This window comes from Carboxylicivirga mesophila, from assembly GCF_018271975.1.
Taxonomy (GTDB): Bacteria; Bacteroidota; Bacteroidia; order Bacteroidales; family Marinilabiliaceae; genus Carboxylicivirga; species Carboxylicivirga mesophila.
The window spans coordinates 79,410-105,410 of sequence record NZ_JAGUCN010000003.1 but is presented as its reverse complement, the minus strand read 5'-3'; the positions used below and the strand labels follow the sequence as shown (position 1 = coordinate 105,410).

Annotated in this window: 26 protein-coding genes; 13 read left to right on the top strand and 13 right to left on the bottom strand. The window is 40.3% G+C overall.

Annotated features, from left to right (window positions below; translation table 11 throughout):
• Positions 1–30: 30 nt before the first annotated feature.
• Positions 31–1,494: a cardiolipin synthase gene (cls, locus tag KEM09_RS04155; RefSeq protein WP_212225897.1), complete on the top strand. Its 1,464-nt coding sequence runs from the start codon at positions 31–33 to the stop codon at positions 1,492–1,494.
• A gap of 64 nt (positions 1,495–1,558) precedes the next feature.
• Here the strand turns inward: cls and KEM09_RS04150 are convergent, their stop codons facing one another.
• From KEM09_RS04150 to KEM09_RS04135, 4 genes are read right to left on the bottom strand one after another with little or no spacing between them, the layout of a single operon-like run.
• The gene (locus KEM09_RS04150; protein ID WP_212225895.1) at positions 1,559–2,332 is read right to left on the bottom strand and encodes an SDR family oxidoreductase; all 774 of its coding nucleotides are present in this window, start codon (positions 2,330–2,332) and stop codon (positions 1,559–1,561) included.
• Between the two features lie 44 nt (positions 2,333–2,376).
• Positions 2,377–2,718, bottom strand: coding sequence for a TfoX/Sxy family protein (locus KEM09_RS04145; RefSeq protein ID WP_212225893.1), 342 nt, complete (start codon positions 2,716–2,718; stop codon positions 2,377–2,379).
• A 5-nt stretch (positions 2,719–2,723) separates the two neighbouring features.
• A complete protein-coding gene (locus tag KEM09_RS04140) occupies positions 2,724–5,000 on the bottom strand; it encodes a patatin-like phospholipase family protein (protein WP_212225892.1) in 2,277 nt (758 codons plus the stop codon).
• 5 nt (positions 5,001–5,005) lie between these two features.
• Positions 5,006–5,746 carry a TylF/MycF/NovP-related O-methyltransferase gene (locus KEM09_RS04135; RefSeq protein ID WP_212225890.1) on the bottom strand — a complete coding sequence of 247 codons (741 nt, stop codon included), beginning with the start codon at positions 5,744–5,746 and terminating at the stop codon, positions 5,006–5,008.
• Positions 5,747–5,917: 171 nt separating this feature from the next.
• Between KEM09_RS04135 and KEM09_RS04130 the strand changes: the two genes are divergently transcribed.
• Positions 5,918–6,880 carry an isoaspartyl peptidase/L-asparaginase family protein gene (locus KEM09_RS04130; protein ID WP_212225888.1) on the top strand — a complete coding sequence of 321 codons (963 nt, stop codon included), beginning with the start codon at positions 5,918–5,920 and terminating at the stop codon, positions 6,878–6,880.
• Positions 6,881–6,955: 75 nt separating this feature from the next.
• Here the strand turns inward: KEM09_RS04130 and lysA are convergent, their stop codons facing one another.
• On the bottom strand, positions 6,956–8,110 hold the full coding sequence (gene lysA / locus KEM09_RS04125; RefSeq protein WP_212225886.1) for a diaminopimelate decarboxylase: 1,155 nt from the start codon (positions 8,108–8,110) through the stop codon (positions 6,956–6,958).
• Positions 8,100–9,431: an aspartate kinase gene (locus KEM09_RS04120; protein WP_212225884.1), complete on the bottom strand. Its 1,332-nt coding sequence runs from the start codon at positions 9,429–9,431 to the stop codon at positions 8,100–8,102. Before KEM09_RS04120 ends, lysA begins: the two co-directional genes overlap by 11 nt.
• 278 nt (positions 9,432–9,709) lie before the next feature.
• Here KEM09_RS04120 and yihA point away from each other — a divergent pair, with 278 nt between their 5' ends.
• From yihA to KEM09_RS04090, 6 genes are all read left to right on the top strand, one after another.
• On the top strand, positions 9,710–10,306 hold the full coding sequence (gene yihA, locus KEM09_RS04115; protein ID WP_212225876.1) for a ribosome biogenesis GTP-binding protein YihA/YsxC: 597 nt from the start codon (positions 9,710–9,712) through the stop codon (positions 10,304–10,306).
• Positions 10,307–10,446: 140 nt separating this feature from the next.
• Complete coding sequence (locus KEM09_RS04110) at positions 10,447–11,385, top strand: ribose-phosphate pyrophosphokinase (protein WP_212225874.1); 939 nt, start codon at positions 10,447–10,449, stop codon at positions 11,383–11,385.
• Between the two features lie 94 nt (positions 11,386–11,479).
• Entirely contained in the window at positions 11,480–12,058 is a 579-nt protein-coding gene (locus KEM09_RS04105) for a 50S ribosomal protein L25/general stress protein Ctc (RefSeq protein WP_212225872.1), read from the top strand.
• A 90-nt stretch (positions 12,059–12,148) separates the two neighbouring features.
• Positions 12,149–12,769 carry an aminoacyl-tRNA hydrolase gene (pth, locus tag KEM09_RS04100; RefSeq protein ID WP_244824833.1) on the top strand — a complete coding sequence of 207 codons (621 nt, stop codon included), beginning with the start codon at positions 12,149–12,151 and terminating at the stop codon, positions 12,767–12,769.
• A 27-nt stretch (positions 12,770–12,796) separates the two neighbouring features.
• The gene (locus KEM09_RS04095) at positions 12,797–13,189 is read left to right on the top strand and encodes an RNA-binding S4 domain-containing protein (RefSeq protein ID WP_244824831.1); all 393 of its coding nucleotides are present in this window, start codon (positions 12,797–12,799) and stop codon (positions 13,187–13,189) included.
• Positions 13,190–13,199: 10 nt separating this feature from the next.
• On the top strand, positions 13,200–13,742 hold the full coding sequence (locus tag KEM09_RS04090; protein WP_212225867.1) for a DUF4924 family protein: 543 nt from the start codon (positions 13,200–13,202) through the stop codon (positions 13,740–13,742).
• Here KEM09_RS04090 and KEM09_RS04085 read toward each other — a convergent pair.
• From KEM09_RS04085 to KEM09_RS04055, 7 genes are all read right to left on the bottom strand, one after another.
• Positions 13,739–14,095, bottom strand: a complete 357-nt coding sequence (locus KEM09_RS04085) for a DCC1-like thiol-disulfide oxidoreductase family protein (RefSeq protein WP_212225865.1) — start codon at positions 14,093–14,095, stop codon at positions 13,739–13,741. The two genes, KEM09_RS04090 and KEM09_RS04085, sit on opposite strands and share 4 nt — an antisense overlap.
• Before the next feature lie 8 nt (positions 14,096–14,103).
• Positions 14,104–14,283 carry a hypothetical protein gene (locus KEM09_RS04080; RefSeq protein ID WP_212225863.1) on the bottom strand — a complete coding sequence of 60 codons (180 nt, stop codon included), beginning with the start codon at positions 14,281–14,283 and terminating at the stop codon, positions 14,104–14,106.
• A gap of 151 nt (positions 14,284–14,434) precedes the next feature.
• Entirely contained in the window at positions 14,435–15,739 is a 1,305-nt protein-coding gene (locus tag KEM09_RS04075; protein ID WP_212225861.1) for an OmpA family protein, read from the bottom strand.
• 2 nt (positions 15,740–15,741) lie between these two features.
• Complete coding sequence (locus KEM09_RS04070) at positions 15,742–17,058, bottom strand: OmpA family protein (protein ID WP_212225859.1); 1,317 nt, start codon at positions 17,056–17,058, stop codon at positions 15,742–15,744.
• Between the two features lie 181 nt (positions 17,059–17,239).
• Positions 17,240–19,195, bottom strand: a complete 1,956-nt coding sequence (locus KEM09_RS04065) for a protein-disulfide reductase DsbD family protein (RefSeq protein WP_212225857.1) — start codon at positions 19,193–19,195, stop codon at positions 17,240–17,242.
• 483 nt (positions 19,196–19,678) lie between these two features.
• The gene (locus KEM09_RS04060; RefSeq protein WP_212225855.1) at positions 19,679–21,229 is read right to left on the bottom strand and encodes an Rne/Rng family ribonuclease; all 1,551 of its coding nucleotides are present in this window, start codon (positions 21,227–21,229) and stop codon (positions 19,679–19,681) included.
• Between the two features lie 222 nt (positions 21,230–21,451).
• Positions 21,452–21,739, bottom strand: coding sequence for an HU family DNA-binding protein (locus KEM09_RS04055; protein WP_212188722.1), 288 nt, complete (start codon positions 21,737–21,739; stop codon positions 21,452–21,454).
• A gap of 122 nt (positions 21,740–21,861) precedes the next feature.
• Here KEM09_RS04055 and mutY point away from each other — a divergent pair, with 122 nt between their 5' ends.
• The 5 genes from mutY to KEM09_RS04030 all read left to right on the top strand — a co-directional run bounded on the left by mutY (position 21,862) and on the right by KEM09_RS04030 (position 25,998).
• Positions 21,862–22,896: an A/G-specific adenine glycosylase gene (gene mutY / locus KEM09_RS04050; protein WP_212225853.1), complete on the top strand. Its 1,035-nt coding sequence runs from the start codon at positions 21,862–21,864 to the stop codon at positions 22,894–22,896.
• A gap of 64 nt (positions 22,897–22,960) precedes the next feature.
• On the top strand, positions 22,961–23,434 hold the full coding sequence (locus KEM09_RS04045; RefSeq protein WP_212188724.1) for a single-stranded DNA-binding protein: 474 nt from the start codon (positions 22,961–22,963) through the stop codon (positions 23,432–23,434).
• A 24-nt stretch (positions 23,435–23,458) separates the two neighbouring features.
• A complete protein-coding gene (gldE, locus tag KEM09_RS04040) occupies positions 23,459–24,781 on the top strand; it encodes a gliding motility-associated protein GldE (protein WP_212225851.1) in 1,323 nt (440 codons plus the stop codon).
• Positions 24,782–24,783: 2 nt separating this feature from the next.
• Complete coding sequence (gene gldD / locus KEM09_RS04035) at positions 24,784–25,371, top strand: gliding motility lipoprotein GldD (RefSeq protein WP_212225849.1); 588 nt, start codon at positions 24,784–24,786, stop codon at positions 25,369–25,371.
• Between the two features lie 3 nt (positions 25,372–25,374).
• On the top strand, positions 25,375–25,998 hold the full coding sequence (locus tag KEM09_RS04030) for a 4'-phosphopantetheinyl transferase family protein (RefSeq protein ID WP_212225848.1): 624 nt from the start codon (positions 25,375–25,377) through the stop codon (positions 25,996–25,998).
• Positions 25,999–26,001: the final 3 nt, after the last annotated feature.

Sequence of the window (26,001 nt, the reverse complement as noted above, 5' to 3'; positions counted from 1 at the left end):
TTCATCACTCACATAATCTGACCAAAGCAAATGGATTTTATTGAGAGTATACCTCCTCTTGTCATTAACATTGTTAAGGCCGCCTACGTGCTGGCCATGCTGATGATTGTGTTTCTGGTAATGCTCGAAAACCGAAGCCCCTTGAAGGCCATACCATGGATGTTGGTATTATTATTCGTGCCTGTGCTAGGCGTGGTATTTTACATCTTTTTCGGCCAAAACCTCAGGAAGGAAAAGATAATCAGGCGAAAAGGATTGAAGAATCACGATCTGGTCAGTAAAATTGCACATGCGCAAAGTCATAAACTGGCAGATGGTGTTATGGACGATCTGCCAAGTCTTGAGACACACAAAAAGCTTATTCAGCTATTTCTTAACAATTCATCGTCGATACTAACAATTGGCAATCAGGTGGATGTGCTTAATAATGGAGAAGAGACTTTTAATGCCATCCTGACAGCACTCAGGCAGGCTCAGCATAGCATACATCTGCAATACTATATATTTGACGAGGATGAAATAGGTAATCAGATTCTCGACATATTAAAAGAGAAGGCTAATGAAGGCGTTGAGGTGCGCATGATAGTAGATGATGTAGGCAGCTGGGAGCTTAAGCGTTCTTTTTTTAGCCAGATGAAAACCTACGGCATTGAAGTATATAGCTTTTTAACGGTTCGCTTTCCATCGCTTACTTCGAAGGTTAATTACCGTAACCACCGGAAGATTGTGGTTGTCGATGGTGAAACAGGATTTCTGGGAGGCCTTAATGTAGCCGATCGTTACATTAAGGGCAATCCTGCCTATGGTATCTGGCGAGATATGCATTTACGTATCACCGGAGATGCTGTCAATGCACTGCAGTCGGTGTTTTTTGTTGATTGGTATTTTGTCAGCCAGCAGGATATTGCCGATCCGAAGTACTTTCCGCATAAAAAACCTGCCGGTGATAAGTTGGTTCAGATAGTTACCAGCGGACCAGATTCTGACTGGCCTGGCATTATGATGGGATACTATCAGGCCATAGCTACGGCACAAAAATATGTATACATTACCACCCCTTATTTCATGCCTGGCGAAAGTGTGCTAATGGCACTAAAGGCATCGGCCATGAGTGGCGTCGATGTGCGTATTATTATACCAGAGAAGAGTGATGCATATTTTACGGCTCTGTGCACCAAGTCTTATATTAAAGAGATGTTGGCCGCTGGCGTTAAGTTCTATTTCTATCAGCCAGGCTTTTTGCATAGTAAGATGATGGTGGTAGATGATGAAATGTGTACCATCGGCACCACAAATATGGATTTCAGAAGTTTTGAACAGAATTTTGAAGTCAATGCATTTATATACGATCGTGATAAAGCGCAGGAGGTCAGGCGATACTTCTGCAACGACTTGCAGCAGTCGGTATTGATAGATGCTGAAGAGTGGCGTAAACGACCACGGTGGCAAAAGGCTAAAGAATCGTTCGCACGTTTATTTAGCCCCTTACTTTAATTAGTCATTTTAAATCAATGTGTTTGAATATTAGGAAAGACGCCGAATCATTCACAAAAACATTTTATAGGGTTGATTTAACGGCACCGCCTTCCAGCGTATAAACCTGTCCGGTTACAAATTCGGCCATTGGTGATAAAAGCCAGGCTGCTAATGTACCTAAGTGGGCCGGATTACCAAGCTGTTTGGCAGGTATGGCGTCAATAAAAGCCAGTTTAGTCTTTTCAAATTCCTGACCAGTCATCTGACTCTTCTTTTCAATCAGTCGGTTAATAGCCGGGGTGTTGTGGGAGCCAGGAGCCACCATGTTGAAGTTAATGTTTTGTCCGCTGACTTCCTGAGATACAGTTTTCATCATCCCCACAACCGATAGCCTTAGTGAGGTGCTTAATACCAGGTTTTCGTATGGTTGCTTAACTGACGAACTTTCGACGTAAACCACTCTTCCATAGTGCTTAGTTCTGAAATGGGGTAACAGTTTTTGTGTAAGCTCTACTTTCCACCTGAGAATATTACGGTAAGCATCGTCCCAGTCTGATAGGCGGGTTTCTTCAAAGAGTTTGGCCGGAGGTCCGCCCGCATTGATTAAGATGCCATCTATATCGTGTTCGTTGGCGAGACTGGCCACGCGGTTGATTGTATCTGATGAGGTGATATCACCTTTAACGGCGATGAATTTGCTTTTATATACGGCTTTCATTTGATCAAGACCATCTTGCTTGCGGGCAATGCCAATTACTTTAGCCCCATCATTCATGAGAGCGGTGGCGGTGGCCTGTCCAAAGCCGCTTGTGGCGCCGCATACAATAAAGGTGTGGTTTTTAATCTGTAAGTTCATGGTTAAAAAAGTTTCCTTTATTGACAAATGAAGTCGCAAAAGGTTTACTTTTTCTTACGTGATTTGGCCATGGGGTTAAAATTTAGACATCGTTGTACCCATTTGTCCAAATCATCATCCATATCAGTGCCTGCTGGTTCTATCATTACGAATCCTTTCATAGGGCGGCCGGTGAAATCCATTTGCTTGCAGCCTTCCTCAGTTAGGTATTGCTCGTAAAGGTTGGGTGAAATACGCGCCATTAGGTTGTTTTTAATGATACCAACGCACATTTTATCATCTACCATAAAGCACAATCCGCCCATCATTTTCTTCTCAATGAACTTAGCAGCTTTGCTTTTTAGCGTTTGTCTTACTCTATCAGCCAAATATTCGTCGTAGGCCATAATGGTTACATAAATGGATATCCTACACTAATGTAGGCTCTGGCTTTCCAATCGTCAAGATTAGTGCCAATGCCCAAAGTTATTGGACCAATGAGGCTATTAACGGCGATACCACCACCAAAGCCAATAATGTGCTCTTTAGGACCAAGGAAGAAGGATTGATCGGCAAATATATTATTGCCAAAATTAGGCGCATAAATACCATTTACAACAGCATGGGCATAAAGCACCTTAGTGATGTTAAAATTCAATTTTATACTGGCTAGTCCATAGTTTTCTGCAATTTTCTCACGGTAGTTCAATCCAACAAAAGCCGCATCTCCTGTGCTGATGTTATAGGCTGTACCACCAATATTATGCATGTCGAAAAACGGCGCATTGGCCGAAAAAGCGGCTAGTGATAGTCCGGTTTCTATGGTAGAGTTTTTTGAGGTTGTGATGGCTTTTGTATAGCGAAGCGAGCCTGCCAGATAATGCTCTTCCGGCACTTTAATGAACGGTTCGATGATGGCTTTGCTACTGGCTTCTCCATCATAATATTCGTAGGTTTTAAAGTTGGCTTTACCCGCAAAGTGCAGGTGATGTCCTTTAGTAGCAAAGAATCGCTTATTGAGGGTGTTGCGATCAATGATGAATGAGCCGTAGATAAAACCATTACCAAAACGTTTCACTCCTTGATCGAATATATCTGAAAGTCCGGTTTCCTGACTGACCTTTATTTCCTGCCAGTCGAGCTTGGCCGTTACAATGGTTTTTGTTTTGTATGACAGGAAAATACCTGCTCCGGCTTGAGCTTTATAGAAATTTAGTGTACCGGCTGTTTTTAAATTCTGCTGGTAGATGGGCAGGTAAGTGCGTTCAAAATATCCATCGCCAATAAACCCGGTAGATTGCTGCTCACCCAGGTAGGCAATCATTTCGCCGTGTGCTCTTGGCTTTTCCGAAATGTCGGTGGTTAAGGACAGGCGACTGTTTTTAAATAACAGGTTTCTAATTGTGAGGTTAGAAATGATACCTGCTTTTAACTCATTATCGTAATGAATCGAAAACTTCGCCTGCGCCAGGTTAGTTTCTTCTGTTTTAAATATCAGGGTATATGCTCCGTTGTTATTTTCTATATTGTAGGTGATTTGGTTGTAAAAGCGCGTGCCTATCAGTCGTCTAACACCTGTGTTTATATCTTCTACGCTTACAGTATCGCCTTCGTGGATGCCTAGTTTTGTGAAGAAAAAGTTTTGTGATACATGTTTCCGGTTGATGATCTTGATATCGGAAACAATTATTTGTTCGGGAGTATAATTTTGGGGGGATTGTAAAGTTTTAGGATATCTGTTTATTGAATCTCCTAATTGTTGCAGTTGTGTAATCTGCTCAAGGGCTGCTTGCTCGCCTCTTTCAATAATAGCAGTGCCGTCAAAAAAGCTGGCCGATGTATACGGGTGCAATTCTGGTGTGATAATATAATCAGTGGCATCAATGGACTCCTGAAGCACAATATTGCTGCCTATCATAGCTGATGTCATCAGAATTTCGGTTATGCTCTTAAGTTCATCTATTTTAGGCTTATCACTTGTGCCAACATTCACACCAATGATTATGTCGGCCCCCATTTCGCGGCAAAGTAAAACCGGGAAATTATCTAATACACCACCATCAACCAGGTACATACTGTCCTTTTCAACAGGGGTGAACACCGAAGGAATGGCCATGCTGGCTCTCATTGCTTCTGACAGGTCTCCTTCTTTAAAAACATATGGCTTACCTTCAACCAGGTCAACAGCAACGCAGCGAAACGGAATAGGGAGCTCATCAAATGAGTGGCAATTGGATACATGCCAGGTTAGTTCAGAGAGCATTTCAGATATGCGATGACCTCGCACCATGCCTGCCGGCAGGCTAAGGCCTTTTTTAGTGATGTCAAAACTTAACTGAAAACGGTTGTAGTCAGCTTTTTCTTCCGGTACGACATCACTCAGCGGTATTTGATCACTCAGAACAACAGCCCAATCAATATTATTAACAATTGAATCTAATTCAGCAGCTGAGTATCCGGAAGCATACAAGCCTCCAATAATACTTCCCATGCTGGTGCCTGTTATATAATCAGGTTTGATGCCGGCTTCTTCCAGCACTTTAATGACACCAATATGTGCCAGCCCCTTGGCGCCACCACCACTGAGTACCAAGCCTATTTTAGGCCGTTGCTCCGGCGTTTGTGCATGCAATAGGTGGTTAATTGTACACACGAAGATGATAACTAAACAAAGTATATACCTGTGCATGCTACTTATCGTTTGTTTTTAATCATTACAACTGAGCCATACATATCGGGTAATTGTATAAAGATCTCAGGAATGGTTTGTTCAAATTCATCAACTGCTTTTTTTACGCCTTCCCAATTGTGATTGTAGTCGTGGATAATGATAGTGCCGCCATCGCTAAGTTTTGGGTAAAAATAACGGAGTGCATCAATGGTGGACTGGTACAGATCGGCATCAATATGAACAAAGGCGTAGTTAGTTTCTGTTATTCCCTCTGTAGTGTCAGGAAACACACCTTCTTTGATAATAAGTTTTGAAATATCCCCATTGATATATTTCATAACTTCATCAGGTGTGGTGTTGTCAAACTTAACTGTTTGAGGGCGCACTGTTCCATCGCAATCTTCTTTAATGACTTGCTTGGGCAGTCCGCTAAAACTATCGAACAGATAAAACTTACGGTCTGGCAACATATGGTGAATCAAACGAGCTGTTTCACCCTTATATACACCCAGTTCGGCAACTGCCCCTTCAATATTATTATCAGTGATGCGTTTGAGTTGAAGCCATAGAGAATAGTAGCGTATCTTATCTTTGAAATTTCTTTCCTGGTTGATAATGGGCTTCTTTAGCTGCTTGTGCTTTTGCGCATCGAGCCAGGCAAATGGCTTAAATAGTTTGTGCGTATAAAAGCTCCAGAAGTAGCTAAGAGCCATTAGTACAACAAGATTAATGAGAATCAGATTGAGGAATTGGATAAGTGTCATGCCTAATATTGCTTGGTATAACACAAATATAATTCAAATATCAGGCAAAAAAGTCGAATTATCCCGAATTGGGAATATTGTCTATTGAACTGTCTTTTATTAGGCATTAAACCGGCTGATGCGGGGCTTGTTAATTTTGTATTATTTTTAGTACTGAAAAATATAACAATCATGAGATACTTTATTGCCATTTCTTTTCTACTTATTGTAGTGGCTTGTCAAAAGCCAAAGAGACCAACCAAAGAATGGGCTATTGTCTTGCATGGCGGTGCTGGTAACATGGATAGCACTAAATTTAGCGCAGAAGATATTCAGCTTTATGAAGATGGCTTGCGTGCAGCATTAGATATTGGTAAAAAAGCCCTGGTGGATGGGCATTTAGCCATTGATGTGGTAGAGAAGGTCGTGAAGAATCTGGAGGATAATCCGCTTTTTAATGCTGGCAAAGGTGCTGTTTTTACCAATGATGGCCGTAACGAGCTGGATGCTGCTATCATGGATGGCCGTGATTTAAATGCTGGTGCGGTGGCTGGAGTGGGTGATGTGCGTAATCCTATAAGTGCTGCACGATTGGTGATGGAACAGTCGCCACATGTGTTGTTGATTGGTAAAGGTGCTTCCCTTTTTGCGTCAGAACAAGGTGTGGAGATGGTGGACAGCAGTTATTTTTATACTGAGAAACGTTGGCAGTTACTGCAACGTTCGCTTCAAAAGGCAGGTAAAAACGGAACCGTTGGCTGCGTTGTACTCGACAGAAATGGCAACCTGGCAGCAGCCACTTCAACTGGCGGCATGAACAATAAACGATATGGACGAGTGGGTGATGTGCCAGTTATTGGAGCCGGAACTTATGCTAACAACAATACTTGTGCTGTATCAGCCACAGGTCATGGAGAGTACTTTATCCGTTACACGGTGGCTCACGATATTTCTGCTTTAATTGAATACAAAGGATTAACTTTAGATGAAGCTGCTCAAGCTGTGGTTAATGGTAAACTGACAAATGAGGCCGGTAGTGGTGGAATCATCGCCGTAGATAAATATGGAAATATTACCCTGGAAATGAACTCAACAGGTATGTTCAGAGGCTGGGCTGATGCTTCAGGCAATGAGGGTGTTGCTATCTTCAAATAAGCTGCTAAGAAAAAATAAGCCATAAGGTCTTGCTCATGCATTAACCTTATGGCTTATCAAATTATTTAAGTGTGGCTATAGTTCGTCTGAATAATAGGCAATGGGTAGTTCTCGCAAATTGTAACGGTTAGCCATTATTTCGCCGTAGGCACCGGTTGAGCGGATAGCAATTAAGTCGCCTCTGCTGGTGTGTGGCAGGTCAACCGCTTTACCAAAGCAATCGCTTGATTCACATATGGGACCTACCACATCGTATTTTTCTTCCTCTTTATCAGAACTCAGGTTTTCAATTTTATGATAGGCCTGGTATAATGCCGGACGAATTAAATCGCTCATGCCCGCATCAACAATAGCAAATTTGGTGTTAACACCATTCTTTACATAGAGCACTTTTGTAAGTAAGGCCCCACATTGTGCTACAACTGAGCGGCCTAATTCAAAATGCAACTCCTGGTCTGGTTGCAGTTCCAGAAACTCATCAAATAATTTGAAAAAGCTCTTGAAGTCCGGAATCGATTTGCTGTCAGGTTGCTCATAATCTATGCCAAGCCCGCCGCCAACATTAACCACCTTGGGGCAAATGTGACGACTAATAAACCATTTTTGCAGCTCATTGACACGTATACAAAGGTCTTTGAACGAAAGTAAATCCGTAATCTGTGATCCAATATGGAAATGGATGCCTTCAAGTTCAACGTTCTTCAGGCTATTCAATACATTAACCACATTGTCCAGATCCCATTGGTTGATGCCAAATTTGTTCTCTTCCAATCCGGTGGTGATGTAATGATGGGTATTGGCATTTACATTAGGATTAATGCGCAATGCTACTTTCGCTATTTTGCCTTTTAAACCAGCCAGCTCATCAATAATTTCCAGTTCAGGAATCGATTCAACATTAAAGCAGGCAATGTCATTGTCCAGTCCAAGGTTGATTTCCCAGTCAGCCTTTCCAACTCCGGCAAACACAACGCCTCTGGCATCAAAGCCGGTTTCTATGGCTTTCTTAACTTCATTGCCACTTACGCAATCTGCACCAAAACCAGCATCGCAAATGGTTTTTAAGATGCGATCGTTTGCATTTGCTTTAACAGCATAATGTACTTTAAATCCGTACTGGCCAGCTTCTTGCTGAATAGTTGATAAAGTTGTGTTCAATATCTCCATGTCGTAAAAGTAGAATGGAGTTTGAATCTGTTCTAATGCTTCAACAGGGAAATTAAATTTCATTGGTTTCCTGGTTAAACAGTTTATCACTTAATAGATTTAAAGCCTTCTTTTTGTCTTTGGCACTAATTAATAACGACAGGTTGTAATTACTGCCACCGTAAGATATCATTCTGATAGGAATGTCTTTCACAGCGTCAAAAATAGTATTGGCGTAACCTTTATTGTCGGCCACTAGGTCACCTACCACACACACTATCACCTGATCGTTATCTACTTCAACTGTACCGTATTTTTTAAGGTCATTTACAATTTCATCAAGGTGCTTATTGTCATCGATAGTTACCGATACGCCTACCTCCGATGTGGTAATCATATCGATTGGTGTTTTATAACTTTCGAATATTTCAAATACCTTACGCAAGAATCCATAGGCCAGTAGCATGCGTCCCGACTTGATTTTGATAGCGGTAATACCATCCTTTGCTGCAACAGCCGCCATGCGTTCTTTACGCTGGTTGGATGAAATCAGTGTGCCTTCTGCATTAGGCTGCATGGTATTCAGCAAGCGTACTGGTATGTTTGCAAGTTTTGCTGGTAATACACTCGTTGGGTGAAGTATTTTAGCCCCGAAATAGGCCAGCTCAGCCGCCTCGTCAAATGATAGTTCCGAAATACTTTTGGTATTCTCCACATAGCGGGGATCATTGTTGTGCATACCATCAATGTCGGTCCATATTTGTATTTCTTCAGCTTCAATTGCGGCGCCAATAAGTGATGCCGAGTAATCGCTGCCACCACGCTGCAGGTTATCAATTTCGCCAAAAGCATTGCGGCAGATATAACCTTGCGTAATGTAAACTGCTTGCTCTTCCTGTTCCTTCAGGATTTTGCTAATGTTCTCTTTAATATAGACACCATCGGGTTCATTGTTTTTATCAATGCGCATATAATCCAGTGCCGGAAGCAGGGCTGATTGCTTGCCTTTTTCCTGTAGATGAAAGTGAAATAGTGCAGTTGAAATTAATTCGCCTTGCGCTAAAATGGCTTTTTCCTCAAATACCGTGAACATGTCGATGGTAAATGATTTAATAAACTCAAAATGAGATTTAATTAAATCGCGACCTTTGGATTTAAATGCTTCACTCGTAAATAACTCCTCAACCACCTGCTCGTATTTAGTTTCAAGTGTATTGATTACTTCATTAGCTCCGTCGTGATTTTTCTGGTATAAGTAATTGGCAATTTCAACCAGACTATTGGTTGTACCTGCCATTGCTGACAATACCACAATCTTTTGATGATTATCATCTATCAGGTCTGCGACTTCTTTCATGCGTTGAGCCGAACCAACCGATGTTCCTCCAAACTTAAGTACTCTCATTTTGTAACACTATAATATCTACAATAACTTAATGATGCAAAATTATAAGAATTATCAGCACTAATACTCACTATTTGATAGAAATAGACCGTGCTGAATTTTGATTATTAACAAATAAATGGCGCCAGAAAGAAAAACAACCAAAAATAACAAAAAGTTAAAAAAATAACAACAAATTTTATTTTCATGAGTTTTGTGAATAATTTGCATGTTTTACACAAAATGTGAGTTTTTCTTTCGTTAAAATGCCACTACCTTTGTTGAAAATTATTGACGTCATGCGAATTCAATCAGCTCAATTTTATAAAAGTAGTTCTAAGGCCAATCAGTGTCCCAAAGAGGATAGGCCTGAATATGCTTTTATTGGCCGCTCCAATGTGGGAAAGTCTTCATTAATCAATAAGTTATGCGACCGAAAATCGTTGGCTAAAACATCTTCTACGCCTGGTAAAACACAGCTGATTAATCATTTTGACATTGATGGTAAATGGTACCTGGTTGATTTGCCAGGATTTGGTTATGCCAAAGTTTCGAAAACGCTACGTTCTACCTTTGGTGCGCTTATTACCGATTATATCTCGAGCCGAAAGAATCTGATGTGCCTGTTTGTGCTTATCGATTCGCGAATTCCTATGCAGGAGATTGATCTGTTATTTATGAATTCAATGATTGAAAACGGCGTGCCCATTGCGCTTGTGTTTACAAAAACAGATAAACTGAACAAGACCCAATTCAGCACTAACATGAAAAAGTATGAAGAAAAGTTGCTGGAATATTGGGAAGAATTACCACCGGTTTTTTATACCTCATCAAAGAACGGGCTTGGCTCAGAAGCCTTATTGACTTTCATTGATGATTTGAATAGTAAGTGGTAAGTGATTGCTAATGAATGGGATGTTCTAAAATCTCAACAATTATACTTTTTTATGATGTTTGTTCATGTTAAGAAAATATGAATTGCTTACCTTTGCAGCCACAAAGCAACATTGAAATAATCTGATAAACATCAATTTAAATGCCACCGAAAGCTCCTATTAAGATATTTGCGGGAACTAGTACCAAGTATCTTGCTGAAAAAATTAGTCTTTGTTCCGGCAGAGAACTGGGTAGTGTTAACTGCTTGCGATTCAGCGATGGTGAATTTACAACTATGTACGAAGAGACCGTTCGCGGCTCTCACCTGTTCTTAGTTCAGTCTACTTTCCCTCCTTCAGATAACCTGATGGAGTTATTAATGATGATTGACGCTGCCAAGCGCGCTTCGGCTTATAAGATTGTAGCCGTAATGCCTTACTTTGGTTTTGCACGTCAGGATAGAAAAGACCAGCCACGTGTGGCTATTGGAGCCAAGTTGGTTGCCGATATGCTACAAGCAGCAGGAGTCGATCGTGTGATTACAATGGATTTGCATGCCGATCAGATTCAGGGATTCTTTAATATTCCCGTTGATCATCTGTATGCATCATCAATTTTTGTACCGCACATTAAGCACATGAACCTTGAGAATTTGGTAATTGCTTCACCAGATGTGGGTGGTACAAAACGTGCAAATACCTACGCCAAGTTTTTGGAAACACCAATGGTTATTTGCCATAAGCAGCGTTCCAAAGCGAATGTTGTGGATGAGATGCGTATTATAGGTGATGTAACTGATAAGAATGTGATTATTGTGGATGATATGGTGGATACCGCTGGTACTCTGACTAAAGCTGCTGATATGATGTTGGAAGCTGGTGCCAGAAGTGTACGCGCATTTACTACACATGCTGTATTATCAGGTCCGGCATATGAGCGCATCGAAAATTCAGGTTTGACTGAGTTGTATGTCACCGATTCAATTCCATTAAAACAGAAATGTGATAAGATTAAAGTGTTGTCGGTAGCACAACTTTTTGCCGATACTATTGAAAAAGTATATAATTATCAGTCGATAAGCAATCAATTTTTGATCTAAAGTATTATCTTTGCAGCCGCTTTAGAGCAAGCGTGTGATGGGAAATTTAGCCTCACATGGTTATAATTTTGAGTAGCACTTAAAAAAAAGAATTATGCAAACAATTGAAATTAAAGGTACTGTACGTACTGAGTTAGGTAAAAAGTCAACCAAAGCATTACGTGCTGAAGGTAAAGTACCTTGTGTGATTTACGGTGGTGAGCAGAATGTTCACTTTACAGCTCCTGAAGCTGAGTTCCGTAAAGTAATTTACACACCAAATGTTTACATCATCAATGTAAACGTAGATGGAACAGTTTATCCTACTATTCTTCAGGATACGCAATTCCACCCCGTTAAAGAACAAATGTTACACGCTGACTTCCTTTTGGTAAAAGAAGATAAGCCAGTTGTAATTGAGATTCCAGTGAAGTTAGAAGGTTTTGCAGAAGGTGTTAAGGCCGGTGGTAAACTTCAGCTTGAAAAACGTAAACTGAAAGTTAAAGCTCTTGCAAAAGACTTACCTGATACATTAAATATCAACATTGATAGCCTTGGTTTAGGGAAAACAATGCAGGTTGGTCAGTTAAACTTCGATAACCTTGAGTTATTGAATGCCAAGAATGCGGTTGTAGTTGCTGTACGTCTGACTCGTGCTGCTCGTGCTGCTGCTCAGCAAGCTGCTGCCAACTAACAGTCATAGAATATATAAGGAACCTCCATATTTACGTATGGAGGTTTTTTTATATTTTAGCCAAATTGTCGGGCATTAGAATACCAAACTATGATTGGGCTAATAAAGCTATTTAAGAGAACGGAAAAAGATAATACGCCTTCAGATATGAAGTACCTGGTTGTTGGTTTAGGGAATATAGGTGAAGAATATGAGCAAACCCGTCACAATGTTGGGTTTGAAGTGTTAGATGCAATAGCCAAAAGCAATAGTGTACAATTTAAGGATGAGCGCTATGGTGCCATTGCCTCTTATAAGTTTAAATCACGAAACATTATTTTGCTAAAGCCCAATACCTATGTTAATTTAAGTGGAAAGGCTATTAACTACTGGATGCAAAAGGAGAAAATACCATTGTCAAACGTGCTGGTGGTGGTGGATGATTTGGCATTACCTTTCGGAACGTTGAGGCTTAAAACAAAAGGTGGTGATGCAGGTCATAACGGCTTAAAAAGTATACAGAGCACTCTGGGCACTGCTGCATATTCACGTCTGCGTTTCGGTATTGGAAATGAATTCTCGAAAGGCAGACAGGTTGATTTTGTTCTCGGCCGATGGACGGATGAAGAATGGTCAACATTGCTTGAACGTGTAAAAGTAGCCGAAGACATTGTCAAAGCTTTTGCAACTGTTGGCGCTGCCCGGGCAATGAGCCAGTATAATAATAAATAGAGTTGTACATCAAACGCTTTATAAGTGATGAGTGAATCAGGGGTGAGAATCGATAAATATTTATGGGCGGTCAGACTTTTTAAAACCCGGAGCATTGCTGCAGAAGCATGCAAAAAGGGTAAGGTGATGATTAGTGGTATGCCTGTTAAATCGTCGCGTTTGATTAAAGTTGGTGACGAAATAGATATTCGTATTCCACCAATTGTACGACGATTTAAGGTACTTGATGTGGCCGAGAAGCGCATGGGTGCCAAACTTACACCGGATTTTGTAAGGGATATAACACCACCTGATCAGATTGAATTACTTGAGTTGTCCAAACTAGCCAGTAATGCCAATCGCGCAAGAGGCTTAGGCAGACCTACGAAGAAAGACAGACGTGATTTAGAAAGGCTCCAGGAGGGAGAATGGGATTTTTAATTGATTAAGTATGATAGTTGCTCAGCAGAAAAAGAAAGAAAATATTATTGAATATATCCTGTATATGTGGCAAGTTGAGGATCTGATAAGGGCCAATCAACTCGATATGTCTTTAATAGATAAGCACATTATGCCAGGATATCAGCAGTCCGACGATGTTATCCTCGAAATAAGAGACTGGTGGGCCAACTTAGCTGAAATGATGCGCATGGAGAACAAATCGGAGAAAGGGCACCTGCAGGTGAATATTAATACCGTTAATGATGTTAACCGCCTGCATAACCAATTACTAAAAGCGCCCAATGAGGTGGCCTATCAGCATCTGTATAATAGCATGGCAGCTACTATTCAGGAGTTCGATAATAAATCGGGCAACAATTTATCCAATGATATTGAGATTTGTCTGACTGCTATTTACAGCTCATTTCTGTTAAAGCTAAAGCATCAGAAGGTATCAGAACAAACTGAATTGGCGATTAAGAATTTTAGTAAGCTACTGAGTATGCTTGCCAAAAAGTTCAATGAAGAGCAGGCAGGAAAATTGGAACTTTAATTAATGGTACAGGAGGTTGTACCAAACCATTGATACCTGTTTCGAGCCAATGCATAATATAGTTTTTTGAGAAGAAATGGCGGTAGCAGCATTAGAATAAATGCAGGCAGATAAAACAGACCGCCCATAAGCTTCAGTAATTTAATAAGGGCCTTGTCTGCTTCATAACTTTCAGAATTACTTATAATAAGCAATTCTTCAGGTACTTTGCTGCTGACTAATTGAAAAGGTATCAGGTTCACTTTTCTGTCAAGGTTCAATTTTTGAAGTTGTTGTACCAAACCAAAACAGAAGTTGCAACGGCCATCATAATAGGCAATAGGTAAGTGATTTTCTATTCTGTACCTTTCCATGTCTGCTTTTATTGCTCAGGTTCGGTGTTGTTCGCCGATTCTGATTCTAGTTCTGCCCGGTTATCTGATAGATTCGATGATTCAGGCAAAGTATTCGCATTGGGTAAAAAGCCATTGTTTTGGAAGATATCAAAGATGAAGTCTTTATCGCTTAGATTTTTACACCATAGGGCCTTAGTTATTCTCATATACTTTAGTTTAAGAAGTTCCATTTGTTGGTAATTTAAACAAGATTAATACAGATCGGATTAATCTTGTTTTACCAGATTGTTAACTGTAGTGCAATTCAATCTACTTCTGGTAGCATAAAGTAAACATGAGGTGCCTCAAAAGGTTCAGTTATGGCTTAAAAACTACAACATCAGCTCTTCGGTTAATTACCCTAATGGCGCTGCTTTTACTGGTGTCTTTTGGTAATAGCACATCATCATCTCCCTTGGGGTAGAGCCTGAATCGTTCTTTATCTATCCCTAAATCGTCGACAAAATAGGATAGTACCTGCTCGCAGCGTCGCTTACTGATGTCAAGGTTTTCAAGTGCATTGTCTCTACTGTCATTGTAGCCATAGATATCTACTGTTGAGCCGGGATTCTTCACCATATATAGGCCAATGGTGGCTAAATCTACCTGATCTTTGGTGTCGAGCTTACTGTCAGATGAATCAAAATAAACGGATACCATGTTGTTACTGCCATAAATACGCAACGCATGATGCTTAATAGTAACTGTATCAATTTTAATTATTTTTTTCGATTCTAATTGCTTTAATTCTTCTTCAAGTAATGCTACCTCGTCGGCCAAAGGATCTTTTTTGGGTTTGTCAAACACATTAAAGCCATAGCCGCGATGCGTCCACCTGGAGTGACGCTTATCTTTTTTACCAATTTTGTATGCCAAATGAATATTGGTGTACCAGTACTTATCATTATCGGCCCCCAGCAACACATTATCCAGTTTATCCTCTATTGACCAGCGCATGGATGTTTCCAGTCCAATGTCAAAGCTTCGGTTGATGCGGTATTGAAGTCCAATGCTTAGGGGTACCACCAATTCATTAACGCGGGCTGTTTTTTTATAGGGATCATCGGCATCATAGCCCAACACCAGGTAGCCTGCTCCGGCATTTTGTGGTGCCCAGTCGCGATAATGAACAACAGAATCAGTGGCTGTGTAATGCACACGTGTGCGATAAGAGGTCAATCCTACACCAATGCTCAGGTATAAGTTCCATTTATCGCGCATTGGTCCGGGGTAAGCAAACCACTGGTTGATATATGTAACTGCGTTAATGGAGTAATCAAATAAGTTTCCTGCACTATAGAACTGGTCGTTACCAGAGCGGAAATCACTGTTCAGAACCTGAAAGTCAACTGCCCAGGCAGGGTGAATTTGCTTGGATAATTTAACCATTGGCCCAAAATTCCAGTGCCTATCAGGGAGAATGGCATACGATGTTAAATCGTTTTGCATCACAAGTGGCCCGTAACCAATGGCTATCGACCAGGTATTAAAAGACTTGTCTCTCGAATAACGCATGTGCTCTTCCAGCTGCCTATGATCAGTTGAGAACTGTGCATGTACGCTTGATGCACAAAAAGCGAAAAGGCACAAACTTATAATGTATATGGATGTAAATCTCATCATGTTTATTCAATGATCACAAATAAATCAACTCGTCGATTCACCAGGTGAAGACCTCTCGGTGCCAGTTTCTGTGTGTCTGACAGCAGTTCAGCTTCTCCTTTATAGTCTATTTCAAAGCGATTAGGATCGATGTTATAGTCATTGACCAGCGTTCTTAAAGTGGCATTACAACGACGTTGACTCAGCTTAACATTGTATTCGTATGAACCTCTCTCATCACAATAACCAACAATCTTTACTCGTAATGATTTATCCTGGTTCATAACATAGGCTACTTTGGCAAGCGACATGTGGGCTTCCTCTGTAATTTCTGACTTGTCAAAATCGAAGAAGATAGAAGCTGATACACTTTCTTTATATTCAACAGATTCGGTGATGATTGTGCTCGTGTCAGATTTAACCGAGTCAAGCATCGACATGTATTCTATTTGCTTCTTCAGAGAATCCAGCTTTTGTGCCATTGGATCATTGTCGCGCTGGCGTTTGTAGTTGATATTAAAATCTTTATAGGTCCATGCTGCATGGCGTTTGTTCTTCTTGCCTAGCTTATAGGTAAGGTTAATGGAAGCCAGCATGTAGCTATCATTGTCAGCTCCAGTTAGGTTTACATCCAGATTGTCAGCACTCATCTGTCGCATCAGAACTTCTGTACCTACATCAAAGCTCTTGCTGATTCGGTATTTGACACCAACACCAAATGGTATTACCACCTCATTTTGCCGACTGGTTTTCTTGTCCGGTGCACCTTCTCCTCTTCTTTCGTAGCCCATTACCAGGTAGTCGGAGGGCAGCCAGCCATGTGGTGTTGGGTAGCCTGCTGTGCCTTCGTATACGTCGGAAACGATAAGGACACGGTTATCCGATAAAGAATGCTGTCTGCTCCGGAAATAAGTCAATCCAATACCAAGTTTTGCATATATGTTCCATTTGTCGCTAATGGGTCCAAATATGGCCAGCTGATTAATATTCAGCGTTCCGTTAAGTGATACGTCGTACAAATCGCCTTCAAAATAGCGGCCGTTTTTTTGACCATACATATCAGCCATCAGCCATTGTAAGTCAATACCCCACGGACGGTTGAACTGCTTGCTGATCATAATGGTAGGCGCAAATTTCCAGTTGTTGTTAGGGAAAGCAGTGTAGTCAATCACATCAACATAGTAGATGAGGGGGCCTGCGCCAACTGATACCGACCAGGTATTGTATTTGTTCCCTTTGCGATATATCTGCTCTTCCGAAAGTTGTCCCGGGTTGTTCTGTGCTGCTAACCAGATTGGTAGCAGGGCAAAGATCAATATATTTATAAGTATCTTATTCATACGGTTTGGTTTAATGCCAATAATCAGTTAAAGCTATGTTATTTAGCTATTTATAAAAAGAGATGGAAATAAGATTTTTACTAATCGTTTTATTTTGTCCATTAACGCCAGTAATTATCTGTCAAAAGAAAAGCCCTTCCGAAAATGGAAGGGCTTTATCCGATATATGTGGTATGATTAATTACCTGCTTTTGTATTTTTCTAAGCCATCTAACAGCCAGTTTTTATACTTTTTGATATCCGGGTCGTAAGCCACCGGAGTATTCAAGGTCTTTTCGTCTTCATCAATTATTACATAGTATGGCTGACCTTGTTGCTGGTAGCGCTCCATCTGAAATTCGGCCCATTTTTGTCCAACGGTTCTGATTTTCTTACCGGTAATATCAGATACATATGGTTCATCAAGTTTCTTACGGTCATCAACATAGAGTGATACCAATATGTAATCGTTAGCCAGCATAGCTTTGATGGACTCGTTAGACCATACCTTATCCTCCATCTTACGGCAATTGGTACAACCTAATCCTGTGAAATCCAATAGTAATGGTTTATTAACTTTCTTCGAATAGGCCATGGCCAAATCGTAATCCTTAAAGGCAGGAATACCTTGAGGTCCATAGTGCATACCTTCGGGCATGCCACCATGATTATCGTTGCTGCTAACAATGCCCTGTACGGGTGTTTGGTCGCCCACTCCAAATGGAGACTCTGCATAATTCTTTGGGGGTGGGAAACCGCTGATTAGATTTACTGGAGCTCCCCAAAGACCTGGGATCATATAGATAGTGAAGCTTAATACTAATAATCCCATTAAGAACCTTGATACAGGGATGTATTCCATTGGCGAGTCGTGTGGCAGGCGCAGTTTGCCAAGCAAGTAAAAGCCCATTGCGCCAAAAATAGCAATCCAGATAGCTATAAATACTTCCCTTTCGAGAATGTGCCAGCCCATTGTCATATCGGCAATTGATAAGAACTTGAAGGCAAATGCCAGTTCCAGGAAGCCGAGGATGACTTTAACTGAGTTAAGCCAACCACCTGATTTTGGTAATGAATTGAGGTAGCCCGGGAAGGCCGCGAAAAAGGCAAATGGCAGTGCTAAAGCTGATGAGAACCCGAGCATGCCAACGATTGGACCTACTAAGCCTCCTCTTGCTGCATTAACAAGTAATGCTCCAACAATTGGACCTGTACAGCTAAATGATACTAAAGCTAGTGTGAAAGCCATGAAAAATATGCCTAGAAAGCCACCCTTATCTTCATTTTTTGTAGTAAAGTTAACCCATGAACTAGGCATGACTATTTCGAATGCACCAAAAAAGGAGGCTGCAAACACAACGAGCAACAGAAAGAAGAAAAGATTAAACCAAACATTTGTTGATAATTGGTTAAGTGCACTGGCGCCAAAGAAAAATGAAACGACAACACCAAGTAGAAGATATATAACGATGATGGACAGTCCATACAATATTCCATTTCTTATACCTGCTGCCTTAGTGGCACTTGTCTTTGTAAAGAAGCTTACAGTCATCGGAATCATTGGGAATACACAAGGGGTAAGCAAGGCAGCCAAGCCACCACCAAAGGCGAGGAAGAAAATACCCCAGTATGACTCCTCTTCTTCACTTTCGTCCGCATTTGTGCTATCTGTTACTTGTTCAGATACAGGAGCAGCAGTGTTTACAGTTAACTCAAAGTCTACCATTTCAGGAGGCATGCAGGTTTCGTCATTGCAAATCATTGACTCGATGTAGCCTTTGATGATAACGTCACCTTCCTGCTTTAATTGAACTACTTTCTTGAAGGTCGCTTTCTTATCAAACCATTTTAGTTCGGCACCAAATGTTTCGTCAAAATGCGCAGTGGGTTTCGGCTCTTCAGTTATCCCGTCAAGGATGGAGTATGCTTCGCTTTCTTCAACTTCAATACTAGTTGGGACAGCTGTATTTTCGGGCAATTCCGAAGAGTAAACATGCCATCCGTCATCGATGCTTGCTTCACAAATAATTTCAACCTTTCCGTCTTCCAGGTTATTGGTTGAGAATTTCCAGGTAATGTGTTGCTCCATATCCATCTGGGCATGTGCACCTGTAAAAATGGCCACCAGAAGTGTTAGTGCTGCTAATGTTCTTTTCATGTGTGTAAAATTTTCATTTTATGTGCCACATGGAACTCTCAGGAGTTGCATTCAATGCGTCTGGCATTTTGATGCGTGCCCTGTTCGTTTCACACGTTTTTTAATTGTTTCAAGATATCTAATCAGATCGTCTGCAAATTTCAAATTGTCTGATAGTTGACTTTTGTTAATAGGCTTCTGAATTATATTGGATGATTCCATCAAAAACCGGCCTTGATACAGCAATAATTAAGCCAACTATCTAAATCTGTACATGTGTACAAAGTTACAACATTTGAGTCTTTTGAAGCCTATGTAAACTTGTTATAGAAACGTTAATATGGCCTCAAAGAGTATGATTTTGCGCACTCTGCTAGCGTGAGCAGGCAAAAGGGTATTGGCAAATGTGCTACTTGCAGTAAAGACACCTAAAGTGTGAAAGGGGGTGACAGCATGTTTGATTATCTGACATGACTTATATCACTACAACAAAAAAAGGCTGACCTAAGACAGGTCAACCTCTTGTTTATCATTATCTAATATCTTGAATTCTAGGATTCCTAGTGAGTCGGAAGGTACAATTTTAAGTCCATGCGTATATTTGAACTTCCATTTAAGACTAATGGAAGGAAAACCTTTTTTGAGGTAAGCATGCACCATCGGGTGTACATTCAGGATCAATTTTTTCATTTTCAAGCCTTGCACAGCTTGTTTTACAGCAGTTTCAATTTTTTCGGGCCAGAAAAGTGCCGGAGCAATTTTTCCGGTTCCGTTGCAGGTAGGGCATCCTTCGGCTGTTTTAATATGCATCTCAGGTCTTACACGTTGGCGGGTGATTTGCATCAAACCAAACTTACTTAAAGGTAAGATATTGTGCTTGGTTCGATCAGACGCCATAGCCTGTTTCATTTTTTCGAACACCTTTTGGCGATTCTCATTGTTTTGCATATCAATGAAGTCGACAACAATGATGCCTCCCATATCTCGTAATCGCAATTGTCTGGCTATTTCATCTGCAGCAGCCAGGTTTACTTCTAATGCATTGTTTTCTTGATTAGAAGCCGATTTTGAACGATTACCACTGTTAACATCAATAACATGAAGGGCTTCGGTATGCTCTATGATTAGGTAGGCACCGCTTTTAAATGAAACGGTTTTGCCGAAGAGCGCTTTGATTTGACGGTTCACCATGAACTGATCAAAAATACCAGCTGCACCTTTGTAGTGTTTTACAATCTTTTGTCGGTCGGGGGCTATAAGTCCCACATACTCCTTAATTTCCTTACATACTTCTTCGTCATTTACATAGATTGAGTTGAATGACGGATTCAATATGTCTCTTAATAAAGCAGAAGTACGTCCTATTTCACCCATTACCAAACCTGGAGCTTTCACATCTTTAATGCGCGATGTGTGTTCTTCCCAGCGTTTAACAAGCATTTTTAATTCTTTGTCTAACTCTGCTGCTTGCTTGCCTTCAGCTACGGTTCTGATTATGACGCCGTAGTTTTTGGGTTTGATACTCGTTAAAAGTCGTTTAAGTCGTGCTTTTTCTTCTGACGAAGATAGTTTTTGACTAACCGATACTTTATCGGAGAAGGGTAATAGTACAATGTTTCTTCCTGCTATTGAAAGTTCTGATGTTAATCTAGGGCCTTTGGTTGAGATAGGTTCTTTGGCCACCTGAACCAATACATGTTGCCCTGCTGTAAGAACTTCCGGAATCGTCCCGTTTTTGTTAATATCGGGTTCCGGTTTAAGCTTGTGCAATGACACTACTCCTTTCTTAGTTGAAGCAATATTCAAAAATTTTTGTAGGGAACGAAATTGTGGTCCAAGATCTAGATAATGTAAAAAAGCATCTTTCTCGTAACCTACATCAATAAATGCGGCATTTAGTCCGGGCATAATTTTTTTGACTTTACCCAGGTAAATATCGCCTACTGCAAACTGAACATTACTGGTCTCCTTGCGGAGTTCAACTAATCGCTTATCTTCCATTAATGCTAATGAAAGATGATCAGGAGTGACATCTACAAACAGTTCTGCATTCACTATATGATCGCAATTTTATTTCAAAGAACGTTGTATATAAATACAAACAACAAACAGAAAGTGTTACACTTTCTGTTTGTAAAAATTTTAAGACGTAAAGAAGATTACTTCTTCTTCTTATGACGATTTTTTCTTAATCTTTTCTTACGCTTGTGCGTAGCCATCTTATGTCTTTTTCTCTTTTTTCCACTTGGCATGGCTCAACGTTTTAAATGGTTATAATTATTTCTTTACGTTATTCTTAACTTTTGTTACAAAGCTCTTAGAAGGCTTGAACGAAGGAATGAAGTGGGCTGGAATAATAATAGTAGTATTCTTAGAGATGTTACGAGCTGTTTTTTCAGCACGCTCTTTCACTACGAAAGAACCGAAACCTCTCAAATATACGTTCTTACCTTTAACCAAAGAACCTTTGATAGTATCCATAAAAGCCTCAACAGTCTTCTGAACTGTAACTTTTTCAATTCCAGTATTTTTTGAAATTTCGTTTACGATATCAGCCTTTGTCATTTTTTCTTAAAATTATTTAATTATCAATTATTTACAGTCGTTTTCTAAAATTCAGATTGCAAAGATAAATGAAATCTCAATAAAAAAAAACAAATGCATTATTTTTGCTTAAAATTTTAATAATGACGGATTTCGGAATAAAATTGCTGCAATGGTATCATGTTTATAAAAGGTCGCTCCCGTGGCGCTCAGTTAATGATCCATATAAGGTATGGTTATCAGAAATTATATTGCAGCAAACCCAGGTTGTGCAAGGTCTTGCGTACTATGAGCGATTTGTGCAGGAGTTCCCGGATGTACACAGTTTAGCTATGGCTTCCGAGGAAAAAGTGTTGAAGTTGTGGCAGGGATTGGGATATTATTCTCGGGCAAGAAATCTACATACCACTGCACGCTTTATTAGTACTGAGCTGAAAGGGATATTTCCATCAACCTACAATGATATTCTAAAGCTAAAAGGAATTGGGCCTTATACAGCGGCTGCTATCAGTTCGTTTTGTTTTGGCGAACCACGAGCGGCCATTGATGGAAATGTGTATAGGTTTATTTCGCGACTTAAAGGGATACACACTCCCATTGATACTACCGAAGGAAAGAAAGAGTTTGCCTTAATGGCAGAAGTTTTATTGAATAAGAAAGAGCCAGGCGATCATAATCAGGCCATGATTGAGTATGGAGCATTAGTGTGTAAACCTGCTAACCCCGTGTGTAACGGGTGCATTTTTAATGATGACTGTATCGCCTTTAGCCAAAAAACAGTGTCCGAGTTGCCTGCTAAGTCGAAGAAACTTAAACAGCGCCAGCGCTATTTCAACTACTTTCTTATAGAAAATGAAGGGGCTATTTACCTGGAAAAGCGTTCGGGAAATGATATTTGGAAGAACCTTTATCAATTACCGCTGACGGAGACTGAACATGAAGTTGCGCCAGAAGAGTTGTCTGGAGAGCTGGGTACAGAGGTGGTGTTGATTGCTCAAAAGAAGCATATTTTAAGTCACCAGGTGATTAACGCCTCCTTTTACTTTGCAGATAAATCAGTTGTAAATGGTCTTGATGGTGGTTATGTTCTGGTCAATTTAAACGAAATTAAGAACTATCCCTTTTCACAATTGGTCGCTAATTTTCTTGATGAAAGAATCCGAGTTAGGCAGGATTAATCTACTTTTGTTTTAACTTTAAAGTTTTGTATTTTTAAATCATTTAAACCTAAACAGTAAAACCATGTCGGTTAATAAAGTAATTTTAGTTGGTAATGTAGGTAAAGACCCGGAAGTTCGATATCTGGATAATGATGTTGCAGTTGCAAATTTCTCGTTGGCGACAACAGAACGTGGCTATACAGGTAGAGATGGACAGACGGTGCCTGACAGAACTGAATGGCATAACATAGTAGCATGGAGAGGTTTGGCAAAAGTTGTTGAAAACTTTGTGAAGAAGGGAACGCAGTTGTTTATTGAGGGTAAGATCAGGACGCGTTCATACGATGATAAAGATGGCAACAAGCGTTATGTTACCGAAATATATGCTGATAATTTGCAGCTTCTTGGACGAAAATCCGATAATCCGGCTACAGGCGAGCAGGGTGGTGGTATGGCATCGTCATCACAGCCTACCCAGCCGAGTGCACCAATGAATACGCCAGCTCAGGAAGATACTTTCCTAGGTAATGACGAAACTGATGATTTACCATTCTAATTTCTTTAACTTAAAAGTACTTGTTTGGAAACCGATAGTATTAGTACAATAATCTCCTCCAGCTCTTCGGGGCTGGATTTTTTACCTTTTACAATAGGCACGCTTTTCGCTATTATTATCAATCTGTGCCTTTTGCTGTTGTCAGCATTAATTTCAGGTTCTGAGGTGGCCTATTTTTCTTTAGAACCCAGTGATTTAAAGTCCTTGAAGGAAAACCAGAGTAAAAAAAGCAAGCAGGTGCTCAATCATCTTAAGAATAAGGAAACACTTCTGGCAACTATCTTAATCAGCAATAATTTTGTCAATGTGGCCATTGTCATTCTCACATCTTTTGTGGCGGCTACGATTGTTGATTTTGGTGAAGGCACAATTATCAAATTTGTTTTTGAGGTCATCTTTATAACCGGCATCATCCTGTTCTTTGGTGAGATTTTGCCTAAAGTTTATGCTTCGCAATACCCACGTAAATTTGCAGCCTTTATGGCTTATCCACTGATGGTGTTAACCCGCATTCTGAAACCTTTGAGTATTGTGTTGACCCAGTCCACCAGTATTGTTAATCGCCGGATTGCTAAAAAAGTCGGCAGTCTGTCGATGGATGACATTTCACAAGCTTTGGAATTGACAGGGAGTGATATTTCGGAAGAGAAAGATATTCTCGAAGGGATTGTAAAGTTTGGGAATATTGATGTGTCAGAAATTATGACTGCACGTGTTGATGTGATTGATGTGGAGATTAAGAGCAACTATAACAAGGTGCTGCAGGTTATCATTGATTCAGGTTACTCACGCATTCCGGTTTTTGAAGAAACACCGGATAATGTGAAAGGTATCCTATATGTGAAAGATTTATTGGCTCACCTTGATGAAGGTCCTGAATTTGAGTGGCAATCCCTGATTAGGAAGGCGTATTATGTACCTGAAACAAAAATGATTAATGATTTATTGGAAGAGTTTCAGTCGCACAAAATTCATATGGCCATTGTTGTTGACGAGTATGGCGGCACGATGGGAATTGTCACTTTGGAAGATATATTAGAAGAAATTGTTGGCGATATTAGTGATGAACTGGACGATGATGAAGAATATTTCACAAGGATGCCAGATGGCTCAATAGTATTTGAGGCGAAGGTGCTGTTAAATGATTTCCATAAAATCACCGAGACGGATGAAGAGCTATTTGCCAAAGTGAGGGGCGAAGCCGAAACATTGGCCGGATTAATTCTTGAGCTAAAAGGACAAATTCCTCAAAAGAATGATGTTATCAAGCATGGTGACTGTGTTTTTACGATTGTAGCAGCCGATAACAGGCGGATAAAAAAAGTGAAGTTCGAAATAAAGAAGTAGGTATGCTAAGAGTTATAATGCGGCTGGGGTTAATGTTATTACTTGTAATGTTTGTAGCAAGTGCCTGTCGCCAGAAAACCACGCCCAAGCCAAGGGGCTATTTCAGAATTGTTTTGCCTGAAAAGGACTACCAGGCATTTGACCAGCCATTTCCTTATCAGTTTGAATATCCTTCTTATGCCAAAGCAATACCCGATACCAGTGTTAACGCTGAGGCATACTGGTTGAATATTGTTTTTCCGGAGATGAATGGGCAGATTCATATCAGTTACAAGGCAGTTGTTGATAATTTTAATGATCTGCTGGAAGATAGCCGTAAGTTAGCTTATAAGCATACCATTAAGGCTGATGCTATTAACGAACGCATGTTCTACAATGAGCAAAAACAGGTGATGGGCATCCTTTATGAGATTAAAGGGAATGCAGCCTCACCACTCCAGTTTTTTGCCACTGACAGCTTGCATCATTTTATCCGGGGCTCATTATATTTTAACGCCAAGCCTAATCAGGATAGTCTGGCTCCTGTGATCGATTTTGTTGAAGAGGATGTCATTCACCTGATGGAAACGCTTGAATGGACTAATAGATAACTGATGCCTTTTGAAAAACGAATAGATATATCAGCGCACCATAAGGTGGCGATATGGAAGATTGATGAGCGTGTTGAGCAGTTAAAGTGTTTATTAGGCGTTTCAGCAAAAGATGAAGCGGTTGTAAACGCTTTTAGACTTGACAAACGGAAGCAGGAGTGGTTGGCATCGCGCTTGTTACTGAAAGAACTATTAGGCTTTTATCCTGAGCTGATTTATGTGGAAAATGGAAAGCCAACCTTGACTAATGGTGCATCATATATCAGTATTTCACATACCGATGGTTATGCAGCAGTGAGTATTTCCGATAAGCCAACAGCTATTGATATTGAAAAATGCCAGGCAAGAGTTGAAAAGGTCGCCAATCGCTTTGTTCATGCCGATGAAGCAAGTTATATCGAAGAGAATAAGAAATTAAATTACCTGACTTTGTTGTGGTCAGCCAAGGAGGCGCTTTATAAGTATTACAATGTTTATGGAGTAATATTTAAAGAGCAATTCAAAATACATCCGTTTCAGTTAAGCACCGAAGGTGGTTTGTTGTGCGATTTTGTAAATCAGAACACTCTTAGTAAACTGCAACTGGCGTATCTTGCAAATGAAGCTTATACATTGGTCTATTGTTAATGA